At 63.1% G+C, this 16670-nt stretch carries 13 protein-coding genes; 8 read left to right on the forward strand and 5 right to left on the reverse strand.

Going from position 1 to position 16670, the window contains the following annotated elements:
* The first annotated feature begins 84 nt into the window (after positions 1–84).
* On the forward strand, positions 85–1467 hold the full coding sequence (locus KHO23_RS04745; RefSeq protein ID WP_211609889.1) for a cytochrome-c peroxidase: 1383 nt from the start codon (positions 85–87) through the stop codon (positions 1465–1467).
* Positions 1468–1530: 63 nt separating this feature from the next.
* Here the strand turns inward: KHO23_RS04745 and KHO23_RS04750 are convergent, their stop codons facing one another.
* Positions 1531–1770 carry a hypothetical protein gene (locus KHO23_RS04750; protein WP_211609890.1) on the reverse strand — a complete coding sequence of 80 codons (240 nt, stop codon included), beginning with the start codon at positions 1768–1770 and terminating at the stop codon, positions 1531–1533.
* A gap of 280 nt (positions 1771–2050) precedes the next feature.
* Between KHO23_RS04750 and KHO23_RS04755 the strand changes: the two genes are divergently transcribed.
* Positions 2051–2440 carry an RT0821/Lpp0805 family surface protein gene (locus tag KHO23_RS04755; protein WP_211609891.1) on the forward strand — a complete coding sequence of 130 codons (390 nt, stop codon included), beginning with the start codon at positions 2051–2053 and terminating at the stop codon, positions 2438–2440.
* A gap of 100 nt (positions 2441–2540) precedes the next feature.
* Entirely contained in the window at positions 2541–2990 is a 450-nt protein-coding gene (locus KHO23_RS04760) for an NUDIX hydrolase (protein WP_211609892.1), read from the forward strand.
* Positions 2991–3027: 37 nt separating this feature from the next.
* On the opposite strand, the gene KHO23_RS04765 is transcribed toward KHO23_RS04760, so the two are convergent.
* Complete coding sequence (locus KHO23_RS04765; RefSeq protein ID WP_211609893.1) at positions 3028–3921, reverse strand: transporter substrate-binding domain-containing protein; 894 nt, start codon at positions 3919–3921, stop codon at positions 3028–3030.
* Between the two features lie 244 nt (positions 3922–4165).
* The gene (locus KHO23_RS04770; protein ID WP_211609894.1) at positions 4166–5875 is read right to left on the reverse strand and encodes a glutamine--tRNA ligase/YqeY domain fusion protein; all 1710 of its coding nucleotides are present in this window, start codon (positions 5873–5875) and stop codon (positions 4166–4168) included.
* 483 nt (positions 5876–6358) lie between these two features.
* Here KHO23_RS04770 and ggt point away from each other — a divergent pair, with 483 nt between their 5' ends.
* Positions 6359–8113, forward strand: a complete 1755-nt coding sequence (gene ggt / locus KHO23_RS04775; protein ID WP_211609895.1) for a gamma-glutamyltransferase — start codon at positions 6359–6361, stop codon at positions 8111–8113.
* 179 nt (positions 8114–8292) lie between these two features.
* On the forward strand, positions 8293–8853 hold the full coding sequence (locus KHO23_RS04780; RefSeq protein WP_211609896.1) for an RBBP9/YdeN family alpha/beta hydrolase: 561 nt from the start codon (positions 8293–8295) through the stop codon (positions 8851–8853).
* A 114-nt stretch (positions 8854–8967) separates the two neighbouring features.
* Here KHO23_RS04780 and KHO23_RS04785 read toward each other — a convergent pair whose 3' ends face one another.
* Positions 8968–10188, reverse strand: coding sequence for a CaiB/BaiF CoA transferase family protein (locus KHO23_RS04785; protein WP_211609897.1), 1221 nt, complete (start codon positions 10186–10188; stop codon positions 8968–8970).
* 306 nt (positions 10189–10494) lie between these two features.
* Between KHO23_RS04785 and alaS the strand changes: the two genes are divergently transcribed.
* On the forward strand, positions 10495–13119 hold the full coding sequence (gene alaS, locus KHO23_RS04790) for an alanine--tRNA ligase (RefSeq protein WP_211609898.1): 2625 nt from the start codon (positions 10495–10497) through the stop codon (positions 13117–13119).
* Between the two features lie 79 nt (positions 13120–13198).
* On the opposite strand, the gene KHO23_RS04795 is transcribed toward alaS, so the two are convergent.
* Positions 13199–14110: a LysR family transcriptional regulator gene (locus KHO23_RS04795; protein ID WP_211609899.1), complete on the reverse strand. Its 912-nt coding sequence runs from the start codon at positions 14108–14110 to the stop codon at positions 13199–13201.
* Positions 14111–14228: 118 nt separating this feature from the next.
* On the opposite strand from KHO23_RS04795, the gene KHO23_RS04800 reads away from it, so the two are divergent.
* Together KHO23_RS04800 and KHO23_RS04805 are read left to right on the forward strand one after the other, a co-directional pair.
* On the forward strand, positions 14229–15524 hold the full coding sequence (locus tag KHO23_RS04800; protein WP_211609900.1) for a YbfB/YjiJ family MFS transporter: 1296 nt from the start codon (positions 14229–14231) through the stop codon (positions 15522–15524).
* A gap of 110 nt (positions 15525–15634) precedes the next feature.
* Complete coding sequence (locus KHO23_RS04805) at positions 15635–16666, forward strand: threonine aldolase family protein (RefSeq protein WP_211609901.1); 1032 nt, start codon at positions 15635–15637, stop codon at positions 16664–16666.
* Positions 16667–16670: the final 4 nt, after the last annotated feature.

A 16670-nucleotide genomic window follows, 5' to 3' on the forward strand; every position in this document is an offset into this window, starting at 1 on the left:
ATTTCCGTCGGCTGTATGTCATTTAAACGACATGTCGATGAAATACGCTCGCGGACTTCAATATCGCAAACTCACATCATTCATATGCGGCCTGGTCTCACGGGGATTCGGAATACGGCGGGTCAGCGCCGGGCGCTGCGGCGCGCGGTGCCGGCGGGCAAGGGTGCAGTGCTGGCAATCGCGCTTGCGGCAATGTCCCTGACCCTGGCAGCGTGCGACTCTGGCTCGACGGCAGCGGGGGGCACGGCAACCGGTCCCGCCGCCGCCTCTAGCGTGAAAGTGACTGCCCATGAAGCCGGCCAGACTCGCGCACAAGTCTACGAATCCGTGCGGCAGATGACAGCGGTGGGCAAGCAGTTGTTCTTCGACGCGTCGCTGTCCGGTTCGGGCAAGCTGGCCTGCGCCTCGTGCCACAGTCCCGATCACGGCTTTTCGCCGGCGAATTCGCTGTCGGTGCAGCTGGGCGGCAACGACATGCATCGCACCGGCATGCGTGCCGCGCCGACGCTCAAGTATCTGCAATCGGTGCCGGCGTTCGCCGAGCACTATCACGAGTCCGACGACGAAGGCGACGAAAGTGTGGATGCCGGGCCGACCGGCGGTTTGACGTGGGACGGCCGGGTCGACCGCGGCTCGGACCAGGCGCGCATTCCGCTGCTGTCGTCGTTCGAAATGGGCAGCACACCGGCGAAGGTCACAGCGGCCGTGAAGGCCGCGCCGTATGCCGACGCTTTCCGCGCTGCATTCGGCGAGCATATTTTCGATAGCGACGACGCCACCTTCAAAGCCGTGCTGCAAGCGCTGGAAACGTTCGAGCAGACGCCCGAGCTTTTTTACCCGTACACCAGCAAGTACGACGCGTATCTGGCGGGCAAAGCGCAATTGACCCAGGCAGAGCTACACGGTCTGCAAGTCTTCAACGACGAAAAGAAGGGCAATTGCGCGAGCTGCCACATCAGCCAGCGCACCATGGACGGCGCGCCGCCGCAGTTCAGCGACTTCGGTCTGATTGCGATCGGTGTGCCGCGCAATCGCGCGCTGCCGGTGAATCGCGATCCGCATTTCTACGATCTCGGCGCATGCGGGCCGGAACGCACCGACCTGAAAGGCCGCGACGGATTTTGTGGCATCTTCCGCACGCCGACGCTGCGTAACGTCGCGTTGAAGAAGAGTTTCTTCCACAACGGCATCTATCATTCTCTGGATCAGGTGCTGCGCTTTTATGCGCAACGCGACACGAATCCGGAAAAGTTTTATCCGGTCTCGAAGGGCAAAGTGCGGAAGTTCGACGATCTGCCGCAGCGTTACTGGGCCAATCTGAATACCGAGCCGCCGTTCGATCGCAAGCCGGGCGACAAGCCGACGCTCGACGAGGCTGAAATCAAGGACGTGGTCGCGTTTTTGAATACGCTAACGGATGGATATCAAGCGGAAGACAAGCCGGGACACAGCGCGGCCGCAAATTGATCGCCGGGTGACGGTTGCGCGGGCAGTTGAGGCAGAACGTGCTGCCTCAACCCCCGAGCCTGGTCAGTTGCCTGCGCTGGCAAGGACGTAGTAGCAGCCGGCCAGCAACAGTGCGAACGACACGAGGACGCATGCAATGCCGACGCGTGTCAGCAGATTTGGCCAGCGTGCGCGAGGGAGCTTGTCCATTTGCACGATGCGCCGCGCAAGACCGGGATCCCGGCCGATGGCGAACGGCACCAGCGCGACGCAAAAAAGCGCGAGCGCAACGGTGAAGGTTTCAAGAGCGAGCGGGATGTCCATGTGGCGGCGTGGGAAGCTGGGTGGGCGCTGCAGCGCAACAGATCTATCTTAAGAAGACGTTTCATAAGAAGATATGAGACTCGTCCTAATATTCTGGGCAGCTGTGGCGCCGGTCATTCCCGCCAGGCGGAAGCCGGAAGCCGCAGGCTCCCGCGGGTCGCGGCGAGCCGGCATCGAGGCGGTTAGCTTGAGGGCGACATGCTATGCTTTTGGGGTCCAGATCACGAGCCGCCCTGAGCGTGCTCGAGACAGCCGAACTACTCTTCGAGGAGAACAATTCATGTCGATGCGAACCCGTGCCCTGTTTCATCTCACCGTCGGTGGCCTGCTGCTTGGTGGCGCCATCGGCGCGCAAGCGGCGAACCTCGGTTTTCTGAACGACACGCCGATGAGCTACATGAAGCAGCGCGACGTCGATTCGATCAAGACCGCCGTCACGACTGCCTTGAACGACAAGCAGGACGGCGAAAGCGCGAACTGGGTCAACGAAGGCACCGGCAACAGCATCAAGATCGACGCCACGATCACCATCGCCAGCACCGCGAAGGACGGCGAGCGCACCTGCCGCGACGTCGGCGTTGTGTTGAATGCGAAAGGGCAGTCGATGAGCTTGCGTCCGCAATTCTGCAAACAGGGCAGCGGCGACTGGCAATTGCAGAAAAAGCATTGAGCGTGCGGGTCGGTGTCGGTGTCGGTGTCGGTGTGATAGCGCGCGCCGGCTTGCCGTCGGCGCAGCCTGAAGCCGTGCGTCTTTGCGGCGCGTTGCGCCGATGAGCGCACGGGTCGTTTCGTGTGGCGTCGTACTGCTCGACCCGGATGGGCGGGTGCTGCTCGCCCACGCCACCGAAACGTCTCACTGGGACGTACCCAAAGGGCACGGCGAAGAGGGCGAGGCGCCTCACGTCACGGCGTTGCGCGAGATGGTCGAGGAGACCGGTATCGTGATCGAGCCTAAGCGTCTGAAGGATCTCGGACTGTTCGTCTACCGGCGCGACAAGGATTTGCATCTATTCGCGGCGCGTGCGACTGCCGACGAACTCGATCTGACTTTGTGTACCTGCACGTCGCTGTTTCCGCGCCGCTCCGATGGCACGCTGATTCCCGAAATGGACGCATACCGTTGGGCCGCGCCGGACGAAGTCGAGCGGTACGCGAGCCGCAGTCTCACACGGCTCTTTCAGACCACGCTTTCGCTCGCGGAACTCCATCGCACGCTATAGCGGCGGTCGGGTTTTTCTAGCTGAAGCGACGGCGCGCTCAGTCGAGTGCGTGGTCGTTCGGATGCGCGAACAGCGTGCGGTTCTGTTCCGACAGCGGAAAGTTCAGATTGATGCCGTGCGGAGGGATCGGCTGCGTGAACCACTGGTTATACAGACGTTCCGCGTCGCCGGCTGTCTGGCCGCGTGCGATCACCCCGTTCACGAGCGTGCGCAGTGGCTCGTCGCCCTTGCGGAACATGCAGGCATAGACTTCATAGCCGAGCGGCGTGCCGGTCACCACGAAGTCTTCGGGGTGCGGGTCGGTCGCTTTGAAACCGTACACGATCGGCTCGTCCATCACGAACGCCACCGCCCGGTCATCCTTGAGCGCGCTGAATGCTTCTGGATGATCGCGTGCGCTCGTGATCCGCATATTCAGGTGCTTCTCGGTGTTCAGGCGGCGCAGCAGGCGCTCGTCGGAGGTGCCCGCGGTCGTCACGACCGTCTTGCCGGCCAGATCCGGGAAATCCGTGATACCGCTGCTCTTGCGAGCGATCATGCGTACCGCGTACTGGAAGAAACTGTTCGAAAAGGCGGCCAGGTTCTCGCGTTCCACCGTGTGCGTGGTCGAACCGCATTCCAGATCGATCTGGTTGTTCAGCAACATCGGCGTGCGGTTCGATGAGGTCACCGTGATCTCGTTCACTTTCAGTTGCGGCAGGCCGAGCGTTTTCTTGATTTCGTCGACGATCTGCAGCGCAATGGTTTGCGAGTAACCGACCGTATGCTGGCCGTCGAAATACGAGAAGGGAATCGACGCTTGACGCACGCCGAGTACAACCACACCGTCGTCGTGGATCTTCTTCAGTGTGCCGGTGAGTTCTTGCGCATGAGCGGGGCAGGCGAGCGACGTCGCGCCGAACGCGGTCAACGCCAGGAGTACGCAACGCATGCTTTGGGAGACGCGTGCGGCGCGGGTCATGCGTGTAGCAGGAACGGTACGCGTGTCACGCATGCCCCGTGCTCTCGACCCGCGGCGGGCTGCAATTTTCATCGGTCCTCCCGGACTTGCGCGTGCACTCATGCCGCGCTGTCTTTTTCGATTGAACTTGATGCAATGAAACGGCGTGCATTCCGTTCACGAAATGCACGCCGTATTCAACGTCAGATGCGCTTCGCGCTGTAATGGCTCCAGCTTACGCCGGCTTGCCCCAACTGTCGCGCAAGCTGACAATACGATTGAACACGGGTTTGCCCGGTTTCGAATCGACGCGGTCGGCGACGAAATAGCCGTGGCGCTCGAACTGATAGCGCTGTTCCGGCAACGTGTTGAGCGCGCCCGGTTCCAGGTAGGCGTTCACCACGCGCTTCGAATCCGGATTCAGCGCTTCGAGGAAGTCGCGGCCACCGGCGTCCGGCTGCGGTTCCTTGAACAGACGGTCGTAGATGCGCACTTCGGCCGGGCACGCGCCTGCTGCGCTGACCCAGTGAATGTTGCCCTTGACCTTGTAGGTGTTCGCGCCTTCGGTGCCCGATTTGCTGTCCGGGAAGTAGTTGCAGTGGACTGCGACGATGTTGCCGTTCTCGTCCTTATCCGCGCCAATGCACTCGATGACGTAGCCGTAGCGCAGACGCACCTTGTTGCCCGGGAACAGGCGGAAGTAGCCCTTCGGCGGCGTTTCGGTGTAGTCCTCGCGTTCGATCCACAGTTCGCGAGAGATCGGGAACTCGCGCACACCCATTTCCGGATGATGCGGATGGACCGGTGCGCTGCACAGCTCGGTCAGGCCTTCCGGGAAGTTGTCGATGATCAGCTTGATCGGGTCGAGCACGGCCGCGATGCGCGGCGCCTTGTCGTCCAGATCGTCGCGCAGCGCGCCTTCGAACACGCTCATGTCGATCCATGAATCGACCTTGGTCACGCCAATGCGCTCGCAGAACAACTGGATCGCTTCCGGCGTGAAGCCGCGGCGGCGCACACCGACGATAGTCGGCATGCGCGGATCGTCCCAGCCCTCGACGTGGCCTTCAGTCACCAGTTGCAGCAATTTGCGCTTGCTGGTGATCGCATAGGTGAGGTTCAGGCGGGAAAACTCGATTTGTTGCGGCAGCGGGCGCGTGAAGATTCCTGCCTCGGCCAGCTCGTTCAGAATCCAGTCGTACAGCGGACGGTGGTCTTCGAACTCGAGCGTGCACAGCGAATGCGTGATGTTTTCCAACGCGTCCGAGATGCAGTGCGTGTAGTCGTACATCGGGTACACGCACCACGTGTCGCCGGTGCGGTAGTGATGCGCAAAGCGGATGCGGTAGATAACCGGGTCGCGCATGTTGAAGTTCGGCGACGACATGTCGATCTTCGCGCGCAGCACGTGCTCGCCTTCCTTGAACTCACCGGCTTTCATGCGGCGGAACAGGTCGAGGTTTTCCTGCACCGAACGTTCGCGGAAGCGCGACGGCGTGCCGACTTCGGAGGCCGAGCCGCGGTTCGCGCGCATTTCTTCGGCCGACTGGCTATCCACATACGCCTTGCCGCGTTCGATCAGCAATTCGGCGAATTCGTACAGTTTGTCGTAGTAGTCGCTGGCAAAGTAAAGCTGTTCCTTGCCGCCTTTTTCCCATTCGAAACCGAGCCAGCGCACGGAGTCGATAATCGAGTCGACGTACTCGACGCTTTCCTTTTCCGGATTCGTATCGTCGAAGCGCAGATGGCACACGCCGCCGTAGCTGCGCGCCACGCCGAAGTTCAGGCAGATGCTCTTGGCGTGACCAATGTGCAGGTAGCCGTTCGGCTCGGGCGGGAAGCGCGTTTCGACGCGCTGACCCCATTTGCCGTTACGGTTGTCTTCGTCAATGATGTTGCGAATGAAATTGGATGCCGCTGGCGCGTCGTTGCGTTCGGTATTCATGCGAGAAGGTGAAAGTCGGTCGGGGACACGCAATGCGCCCACTTATCCGTCAATTCTACCTGACACGTTCGCTCGCGGCAGGCGAGTGCGGCGAGCAGCCAACGTTTGAGCGGTTTTTGGGGCCGGACGGGATCCTGCAAGCTGTGTTTAAGCTGCTGTAACAGGAGGTAAAACGTTTTGTTGGCGCATGCGCCGGCGACTTAGGATGCGGGCGGCGCACTCTCCACGCGCCGCGCACGGGCAGCCTGTTCGTTCATCGATTTTTCCCCCGGCGCCGCTCCTGCACCCGTGTCGCGCACGCGAGGCAGCTACGCTGCCAACCCGCGCCCCGCTCAACCTGCTTTGGGTTGCGCAGCCTGCGCTCCGTCGTGCAGCCCGCCAGCAGCGCGGCCGCTCGCGCAGGCCGCCTCACCCATTGGGCCGTGTTGCACGGACGCTTTCCGTTCCTGCAACATGGTGCCGTTAGTTCCCGGAGTTTCTCGGATGTCCGTCCCGTCGCATGACGCGCCTCGCGCGCCCTTCGCTTCTTCGTCTTTCGCCCGAATCGTGACGGTTGCGGCCGTATTCGCCGCGTTCACAGGCAGCTTCGTCGCGCCGGCCCCCGCGCTCGCGAAAACGCCGCCGCCCAAGGCCGTGCTGGACGCCTCGGCGGTGGCTGCGCCCGATCGCTACAGTGCCGACACCGCGCAGCAGATCTTCGCCGCCGGCGGCAACGCGGTGGACGCCGCTGTCGCGATCGCCTTCACGCTGGCCGTGACCTGTCCGGACGCGGGGAACCTTGGTGGCGGCGGGTTCATGACCGTGTTCATGGACGGCAAACCGTACTTTCTCGACTACCGCGAGCGCGCGCCGCAGCAGGCGACGCGCGACATGTACCTCGACGACAAAGGCAACCTCGTGCCGGGTATGAGCCTTGTCGGCCATCGTGCCGTGGGTGTGCCGGGCACCGTCGAGGGCATGTGGGAAGCGCAGCAGCGCTTTGGCAAGCTGAAGTGGAAGCAGGTTCTGGCGCCCGCGATCCGTTACGCCAGCGAGGGCTTCAAGGTCGAGCCGTGGTTGCAGCAGCGCCACGACGCGGCGGCGAAGAATTTCGCCGGCAAGACCAATTTCGACGCCTACTTTTCGAACCTGAAGGCGGGCGTGGTGGACCGCCAGCCTGAACTCGCGCAAACCCTCTCGCGCATCGCCAGCGACGGCGGCCGTGAGTTCTACGAAGGCCGCACCGCGGATCTGATCGCCCAGCAGATGTACGGCCATGGTCTGGTCACGAAGCAGGACCTGATTCAATACAAGGCAGTCTGGCGCCAACCGCTCATCGCCGACTGGAACGGCTACAAGGTCGTGACCGCGCCGCCGCCGAGTTCGGGGGGCATTGGGCTGATCCAGATGCTGAAGATGAAAGCCGATCTGAAGCCGGCGTTCGATGGCCTCGAACTGAATTCCGCACCGTATATCCATCTGATCGCGCAGATCGAAGACCGCGTGTTCGCCGATCGCCAGCAATACATCGGCGACCCCGATTCGTACAAAGTCCCGGTCGACAAACTGACCGATGACGCCTACCTCGCGCAACGCGCCGACGAAGTGAAACCCGACGAAGTGCCGGGCGCCACGCCGGTCAAAGGCGGCCTCGGCGATGCGCTTCCGGAGAAAGCACAAACCACGCATTTTTCAGTGGTCGACAAGTGGGGTAACGCCGTCTCGAACACTTATACGCTGAACGGGTCTTTCGGTTCTGGTGTAGTGGTGGACGGCGGCGGTTTCCTGCTTAACGATGCGATGGACGACTTCGTCACCAAACCGGGTCCCGCCAATGCGTCCGGCGCAACGGCTGACGACCTGAACACGGTGGCGCCGGGACGCCGGCCGCTTTCGTCGATGACGCCGACCATCCTGTTGAAGGACAACAAAGTGTCGCTCGTGATCGGCACGCCCGGCGGCTCGCGAATCCTCACGTCGATCTTCCAGGTGATGACCAACCTGTACGACTTTAATATGTCGCCTGCCGACGCTTTGGCCGCGATGCGATTCCATCATCAGTTGCTGCCACCGAAGACGATCTACTTCGAGCCGTATCATCCGATTACGGGCGAACTGGCCGACCAGTTGAAAGCCAGCGGTTACACGCTGGAAGGGCAGTCGTTCAACGGCGACGTGCAGATGATTCGCGTCGAAGGGCCGGCGCCCGAACCGGCGGCCGATCCGCGCGGCGTGGGCGTGAGCCGCGTGATGCCTTGAAACGCGGCTTCTTTGGTGCGGCGAAGCGACAAATTGCTGAGGCAGAGTGCGGAAACTTAGGGCGGAAATGCACTGGATAACGCATCTGAGAAACGCATCTGAGAAACGCACCTGAGAAACGCACCTCAGAAGCGCACCTCAGAAGCGCACTTAAAAATCGAACTGCGACGGGGAATGCGATGAGCGGACAAAAACTAAACGTACTCGTGCTGCCGGGCTACCAGAATTCCGGCGCGGGCCATTGGCAGACGCGCTGGGAAGCGCTCGATCCCGCTTTCGTGCGCGTGCAGATGCCGGACTGGGATCATGTGGCGCGCGACGCGTGGTGCCGCACGCTCGACGCCGCGGTGGCCGCAGCCGACTCGCCCGTGGTGTTCGCCGCGCACAGCCTTGGCTGTCTGACGGCCGCCTTCTGGGCGTCGCGATACGCGAGCGCAACGCAGCTTGCAAAGGTGGCGGGCGCGCTGCTGGTCGCGTTGCCCGATCCGTCCGAGGCACATTTTCCGCAGAATGCCAGCGATTTCGCGCCCGTGCCGCTTTCGCGCTTGCCGTTTGCGAGCATCGTCGTGGCGAGCAGCGACGATCCGTACGGCGGCGTGCCGTTCTCGCAGACTTGCGCGAACGCGTGGGGCAGCCGCTGGATTGAGATTGGCCCGCATGGCCACATCAATGCCGACAGCGGGCTCGGTGATTGGGACGAGGGGCGGCGCTGGCTGGCATCGCTCGGCGAGCGGCGTTGAGTATGCAATTGCGCCGATTCGGGCGATTCGGGCGAGTTCGCCGGCGCTGCCACCTGGCGAGCGAGCTGGCACCGTCGCCAGCGTCACTGAAAACCGGCGCCGCCCGAGCCGGCCTCAAATCACCGACTGATCCCGCAACGCCGCGATTCGCGCCTCGTCATAGCCGAGCACCTCGCGCAGAATGCTGTCAGTGTGCTCGCCGAGCAGCGGTGGATGGGACAGCGCTTCGGGCGGCGTGCCGGTCATATTGATCGGATTGCGCACCAGCTTGACCGTACCGCCCGACGGATGCGGCAGATCGACCCGCATGCCGCGCGCCACGACCTGCTCGTTCTCGAACACTTCGCCCAGATCGTTGATCGGTCCGCACGGCACGCCGGCCGCCTCCAGCGCCGCGATCCATTGCTGCTTGCCCTGCAGGCGCACCATGTCGGCAAGGATCGGCACGAGAACGTCGCGGTGACGCACGCGAGCCGGGTTGGTCGCGAATCGCTCGTCGATGGCGAGCTCGGGGCGCCCGCCTGCCTCGACGAACTTGCGGAACTGACCGTCATTGCCGACCGCGACGATGATCCAGCCGTCGCTGGTCTGGAAGGTCTGGTAGGGCACGATGTTCGGATGGGCATTGCCCCAGCGCACGGGCGGCTGGCCACTCGCCAGGTAATTCGAATTCATGTTGGCAAGCATGGCCACCTGCACGTCGAGCAGTGCCATGTCGATGTACTGGCCTTCGCCGGTTCGGTCGCGGTGCGTGAGCGCCGTCAGCACGGCGATGGTCGAATACATGCCGGTCATCAGGTCGGCAATCGCGACGCCGGCCTTTTGCGGGCCGCCGCCCGGCTGGCCGTCGCGCTCGCCGGTAATGCTCATGAAGCCGCCGATGCCTTGGACAATGAAGTCATAACCGGCACGCTGCGCATACGGACCGGTTTGCCCGAAGCCGGTCACCGAGCAGTAGATCAGATCGGGTTTCACTTCTTTGAGCGACGTGTAATCGAGGCCGTACTTCTTCAACTGCCCGACCTTGTAGTTCTCCAGCACCACGTCGCTTTGCGCGGCCAGTTCGCGAATGATCCGCTGGCCTTCGGGCGAAGCGATATCGACGGTGACCGAGCGCTTGTTGCGGTTCGCCGCGAGGTAATAGGCGGCTTCAGGCGTGTCGGCGCCGTCCGGTGTTTTCAGGTACGGCGGCCCCCAGTGGCGGGTATCGTCGCCGACTTCGGGCCGTTCGATCTTGATGACGTCGGCGCCAAAATCGGCGAGCGTCTGCGCGCACCAGGGTCCGGCGAGCACGCGTGTGAGATCCAGCACGCGGATATGACTGAGAGCGCCCATATTCTTCGATGTCTCCTATGTAACCGAAACGGCGCGCATGTCGCCGCGGATGGAGGCAATCTTAAGCGATTCCCGCGCGCCGGCGCAGTCGGCCGAACAGCATAGGACGCGCGGCGCGTCTCGCCGTGCGGCTCGTTATCGGACCAAACGCGGCCAAACCTGGCCGAATGGCTAACCGGACGGAGCAGGCGGCGCGTACGGTCGCCGATCCCGTATAATCAGTCGTTTAAGAAACAAACAGTTGGCGCATCCCCATGATGCCGCCGGTAACAGCCAGGGAACTGGCAAACCCGTCCCCCGCACGCTATGAAAGCCGCCGAAATCCGCGAGAAATTCCTCAAGTTCTTCGAATCGAAGGGCCATTCGATCGTTCGCTCGTCGAGCCTTGTGCCCGGCAACGACCCGACGCTGCTCTTCACCAATTCGGGAATGGTGCAGTTCAAAGATGTGTTCCTCGGCGCGGAATCGCGTCCGTATTCGCGCGCCACGACAGCGCAGCGCAGCGTGCGCGCCGGCGGCAAGCACAACGATCTGGAAAACGTCGGCTACACCGCGCGTCACCACACGTTCTTCGAAATGCTGGGCAACTTCTCGTTCGGCGACTACTTCAAGCGCGATGCGATCCACTACGCGTGGGAGTTGCTGACGGGCGTGTACCAACTGCCGAAAGACAAGCTGTGGGTCACCGTCTATCACGAAGATGACGAAGCGCACGACATCTGGGCGAAGGAAGTGGGCGTGCCGGTCGAGCGGATCATCCGCATCGGCGACAACAAGGGCGCGCGTTATGCGTCGGACAACTTCTGGCAGATGGCTGACGTCGGCCCGTGCGGCCCGTGCTCGGAAATCTTCTACGACCACGGCCCGGACGTGTGGGGCGGCCCTCCGGGGTCTCCTGAGGAAGACGGCGACCGCTACATCGAGATCTGGAATCTCGTGTTCATGCAGTTCAGCCGCGACGCGCAAGGCAACATGACGCCGCTGCCCAAGCAGTGCGTCGATACGGGCATGGGTCTCGAGCGTATTGCCGCGGTTCTGCAGCACGTGCACAGCAACTACGAAATCGACCTGTTCCAGGCGCTCATCAAGGCCGCGGGCCGCGAAACCGGCGTGGCCGATCTGACGAACAACTCGCTGAAGGTGATTGCCGATCACATCCGCGCCTGCTCGTTCCTCATTGTGGACGGTGTGATTCCGGGCAACGAAGGCCGCGGCTACGTGCTGCGCCGGATCGTGCGCCGCGCGATCCGCCACGGCTACAAGCTGGGCAAGAAGGGTTCGTTCTTCCACCGCATGGTGACGGACCTCGTCGCGCAGATGGGCGAGGCCTATCCGGAGTTGAAAGACGCGGAGCAACGCGTGACCGACGTGCTGCGTCAGGAAGAAGAGCGCTTCTTCGAGACCATCGAGCATGGCATGTCGATTCTCGAAAGCACGCTGGCCGATCTGGAAGCGAAGGGCGGCAAGACGCTCGACGGCGAACTCGCGTTCAAACTGCACGACACCTACGGCTTCCCGCTCGATCTGACGGCAGACGTGTGCCGCGAGCGCGAAGTGACGGTCGACGAGTCCGCCTTCGACGAAGCGATGGCGCGTCAGCGCGAACAGGCTCGCGCGGCGGGCAAGTTCAAGATGGCACAGGGTCTCGAATACTCGGGCGCGAAGACCACCTTCCACGGCTATGAAGAAATCATCTTCGACGACGCGAAAGTGATCGCGCTATATGTCGACGGCGCATCGGTCAAAGAAGTCAGCAACGGTCAGCAGGCGGTCGTCGTGCTCGACCACACGCCGTTCTACGCGGAGTCGGGCGGTCAGGTCGGCGACCAGGGCGTGCTGGCGAACGCGAGCTTGCGCTTTGCGGTTGCCGATACGCTGAAGGTGCAGGCCGATGTGGTCGGTCACCACGGCACGCTGGAGCAGGGCACGTTGAAGGTCGGCGACGTCGTGAAGGCGGAAATCGATGCGGTGCGTCGTGCCCGCACCGAGCGCAACCACTCGGCTACTCACCTGATGCACAAGGCGCTGCGCGAAGTGCTCGGCTCGCACGTGCAGCAGAAAGGCTCGCTGGTCGATGCGGACAAGACCCGTTTCGACTTCGCGCACAACGCGCCGATGACCGACGAGCAGATCCGTCAGGTTGAAGCGATCGTCAACGCGGAAGTGCTGGCGAATGCGCCGGGCATCGTGAAGGTCATGCCGTTCGACGAAGCGGTGAAGGGCGGTGCAATGGCGCTGTTCGGCGAAAAGTACGGCGACGAAGTGCGCGTGCTCGACCTCGGTTTCTCGCGTGAGTTGTGCGGCGGTACGCACGTGCATCGCACGGGCGACATTGGCCTCTTCAAGATCGTGATGGAAGGCGGCGTGGCTGCCGGTATTCGTCGCGTGGAAGCGATCACGGGCGATAACGCCGTGCGCTTCGTGCAGGATCTCGACGCGCGGATCAATGCGGCCGCGGCCGTGCTGAAGGCGCAGCCGTCGGAACTGACCCAGCGGATCGTGCAGGTGCAGGATCAGGTGAAATCGCTGGAGAAGGAACTGAGCGCATTGAAGTCGAAGATGGCTTCGAGCCAGGGCGACGAGCTTGCCGGTCAGGCAATCGAAGTGGCCGGCGTGCATGTGCTGGCTGCAACGCTCGAAGGCGCGGACGTGAAAACGCTGCGCGAGACCGTCGACAAGCTGAAGGACAAGCTGAAGAGCGCGGCGATCGTGCTGGCTTCGGTCGAGGGCGGCAAGGTCAGTCTGATTGCCGGTGTCACGGCGGATGCAAGCAAGAAGGTCAAGGCTGGTGAGCTGGTGAACTTCGTTGCGCAGCAAGTCGGCGGCAAGGGTGGCGGGCGGCCGGACATGGCACAAGCCGGCGGTACCGAACCGGCGAATCTGGCTGCGGCGCTGGCTGGCGTGAAGGGTTGGGTCGAAGCCCAGCTTTGATTCGGACTTGATTGGGCCACACGGGGCGCTGGTGGGTTTTGCGTCCCGTGTGGCCCGAGTTGTTTTTGCCCTGGCGTGATCAGGCAACGCCTACCGGCGCATAGGCGGGTAACTTCACCGCTTCCTCTCCAGACACAAGCGTTTGCCGCAAAGCATTGAGCGCGGACGAAAAATGCCCCCGCCGCCAGACGAGCAGCGTCTCGATCACGCCAATATCGGGAAGCTCATGAACCGTAATATTGCTCGCATCGGTTTGCAGATCGAGCACTGATCGCGGCGCCACGGCCACTCCCGCGCCGGCGGCGACACACGCCACGATCGCGTGATATGAGCCGAGTTCCAAAACGCGAGCCGGCCTCACTCCATGCTCCAGATACCACTTCTCGATGTACGCCCGGTAAGCACACCCACGCTCGAACGCGATCAGCGTCGATAAAGCGATATCCCGCACGTCGTGAATCGGCCGATGCCCTCGCGGCGACAGCATCACCAGTTCTTCGCGGAAAACCGGCACTGTTTCGAACAATTCACCGAGCGCGGCGGGATCCGGCGGCGTCGCCACCAATGCCGCATCCACTTCGAATTCGCGGACGCGCTCGATCAGTTTTCCGGTCGTGCCCGTTTCGAGTTCCAGAGCGACATCCGGCCACTGCTGGTGATAACGCGCGAGCAATCCAGGCAGACGCGTCGCCGCGACACTTTCCATCGTGCCCAAACGCAAGCGCCCGCTCGGACGATCCTCTCGCACCGCATGGCGCGCCTCGTCGGCAAGCGCGAGCAGACGCTCCGCGTAGGGCAGCAGCGTCTCGCCAGCCGGCGTTAGAACGAGGCGCCGGCCATCGCGGATGAAAAGGTCGGTGCCCAGTTGCTCCTCGAGCTGCTTGATGCGTGTCGTGACGTTCGATTGCACGCGATTGAGCTTGGCGGCGGCGCGCGTCACGCCGTTTTCGCGTACGACAGCACGAAAAATGGTCAAGGCGGCCAGGTCCATGGTTCTCTATTGAAGATGGGTTGTATCCGAATTATTCATTTTTTGTGATTGAAAGGTCAAGCTAATATGGATTAACGAAACCGGTGACCGCCGGTCCGAATCCATTTACTGTCTGCTCATGAACAATCTCGCTTCCAGCGCGCACGACACCGCTGCCGAATCCCACGCCGCTCGCCGAGCGGCGCTTGCCTGCATGGTGACCTTGGCCGTGGCGCTCGGTATTGGGCGTTTTGCGTTCACGCCGCTGTTGCCGCTGATGCTTCACGGCAGCACCTTCGGCCAGCCGCAGATCGATATCCAGCATGGCGGCTGGCTCGCGTCGTTCAACTACGCGGGGTATTTCGCCGGTGCGGTGGGCTGCGCGGCGCTGCGGGTCGAGCCGGCGCGCATGGTGCGGCTGGGGCTCGTTGCGACGGTCCTGCTGACGCTGGCGATGGGCGTGACAAGCCAATTCTGGGTTTGGGCCGTTGTGCGCTTCGTCGCCGGTGCGGTCAGCGCCTGGACCTTCGTGTTCGCCTCGCAGTGGGGCTTGCGGCGGCTTGCCGAACTCGGCGCCCACGGGTGGAGCGGGGTGATCTACACAGGCCCGGGCGTGGGCATCGTCGGGACGGGCTTGCTGGTCAGCGCTGCGGGCGGCTTCGGCGCAACGGCGGGGTGGATCGGTTTCGGGCTTGTCGCGGCGGTGCTTTCGATCATGATTTGGCCCGTGTTCGGGACCGTCACCCCTATCACCTCAGAAGGCGCGCCGCATGCCACGGGCGGGACAACCGCCGCCACGCGTGCGACTCAAAGCTCCACCGCGGGCCAACGCGCTCCCACAAGGCCTGCCGCGCACCGCGCCGATGCCTTCTGGCTGGTCCTGCTCTACGGCGTGCCCGGCTTCGGCTACATCATCACCGCGACGTTCCTGCCGGTGATCGCGCGTCACGCGCTGCCGGGTTCGTCCTGGCCTGACCTGTTCTGGCCGATGTTCGGCGCGGCCTTGATCGTCGGTGCGTTGTTCGCGGCACGCCTGCCCGTGCATTGGGACAACCGCACGCTGCTTGCCGGTTGCTACGTGCTGCAAGCCGGCGGCATTGCGCTCGGCATCGTCTGGCCCACGGCGGGCGGCTTCTCGCTCGGCAGCATCCTGATCGGTCTGCCATTTACGGCAATCACCCTGTTCGCGATGCGCGAGGCGCGGCGTCTGCGCGGCGACCATGCGGCCGGTTTGATGGGCTATGCGACCGCGGCCTATGGCGTGGGCCAGATCGTCGGCCCGCTGGTGGCCGCACCGATAGCCGAACACACGGGGTCTTTTTCGCCGGCTTTGTGGCTGGCGGCGGGGGCGTTGCTGCTGGGCGCGGCCGGCCTGATCGTCGTGGCACGCACGCCGCGTGGCCGCGGCCGCATGCCCGATTGTGGTTGCAACTAACGGCCTTTCTCGCGCAAATACCCAATCGAAAAACAAATAACCCACCGGCGCACTAAAATGACCGCTTTCCCGTCATCTCAGCGCGCCTGTCGCCGGGCGCGCCGCCAGCCATGCAACATTTCGCGTCCGACAACTATGCCGGCATCTGTCCCGAAGCGCTCGCCGCGCTGAGCGCCGCCAACAACAGCGGCCACGAGCCGGCTTATGGCGACGACTCCTGGACCAATCAGGTCTGCGACCGTCTGCGGGATCTGTTCCAGACCGATTGCGAAGTGTTTTTCGTGTTCAACGGCACGGCCGCCAATTCGCTGGCGCTGGCGTCGTTGTGCCAGTCGTATCACTCGGTGATTTGCCATGAACTTGCGCATATCGAAACCGATGAATGCGGCGGCCCCGAATTCTTCTCCGGCGGCTCGAAGCTGCTGACCGCGCCGGGCGTCGGCGGCAAGCTCACGCCGGATGCGATCGAAGCGGTTGTTACGCGCCGCGCCGATATTCACTACCCGAAGCCGAAAGTCGTCACGCTGACCCAGTCGACGGAAGTAGGCACCGTCTACACCGTCGAGGAAGTCCGCGCGATCGCGGCGATCGCCAAGCGGCGTCATCTGAAAGTGCACATGGACGGCGCGCGGTTTGCGAACGCGGTCGCGGCGCTCGATGTGCATCCGTCCGAGATCACGTGGCGCGCGGGCGTCGACGTGCTGTGCTTTGGCGGGACCAAGAACGGTTTGCCGGTCGGTGAAGCCGTGGTGTTCTTCGACCGCTCGCTCGCCGACGATTTCGCCTACCGTCTGAAGCAGGCCGGCCAGCTCGCTTCGAAAATGCGCTTCATCTCCGCGCCGTGGCTCGGTCTGCTGGATAACGACGTCTGGCTGCGCAACGGACGTCATGCGAATGCAATGGCCGAATTGCTGCAAACGCGGTTGCAGGAAATCCCCGGCGTGAGCATCATGTTTCCGAGAGAATCGAACGCGGTCTTCGCGCAATTGCCCGCGCAGGCCGCCAAGGCCATGCGTGCGCGCGGCTGGAAATTCTACGAGTTCATCGGCGCGGGCGGTTGCCGGCTGATGTGTGCCTGGGACACGCAGCCGGAAACCGTCGAGCGTTTCGCCGCGGACGTGCGCGAATTGTGCATGGCCTGAAACC

Source organism: Paraburkholderia haematera, assembly GCF_905220975.1.
GTDB lineage: Bacteria > Pseudomonadota > Gammaproteobacteria > Burkholderiales > Burkholderiaceae > Paraburkholderia > Paraburkholderia haematera.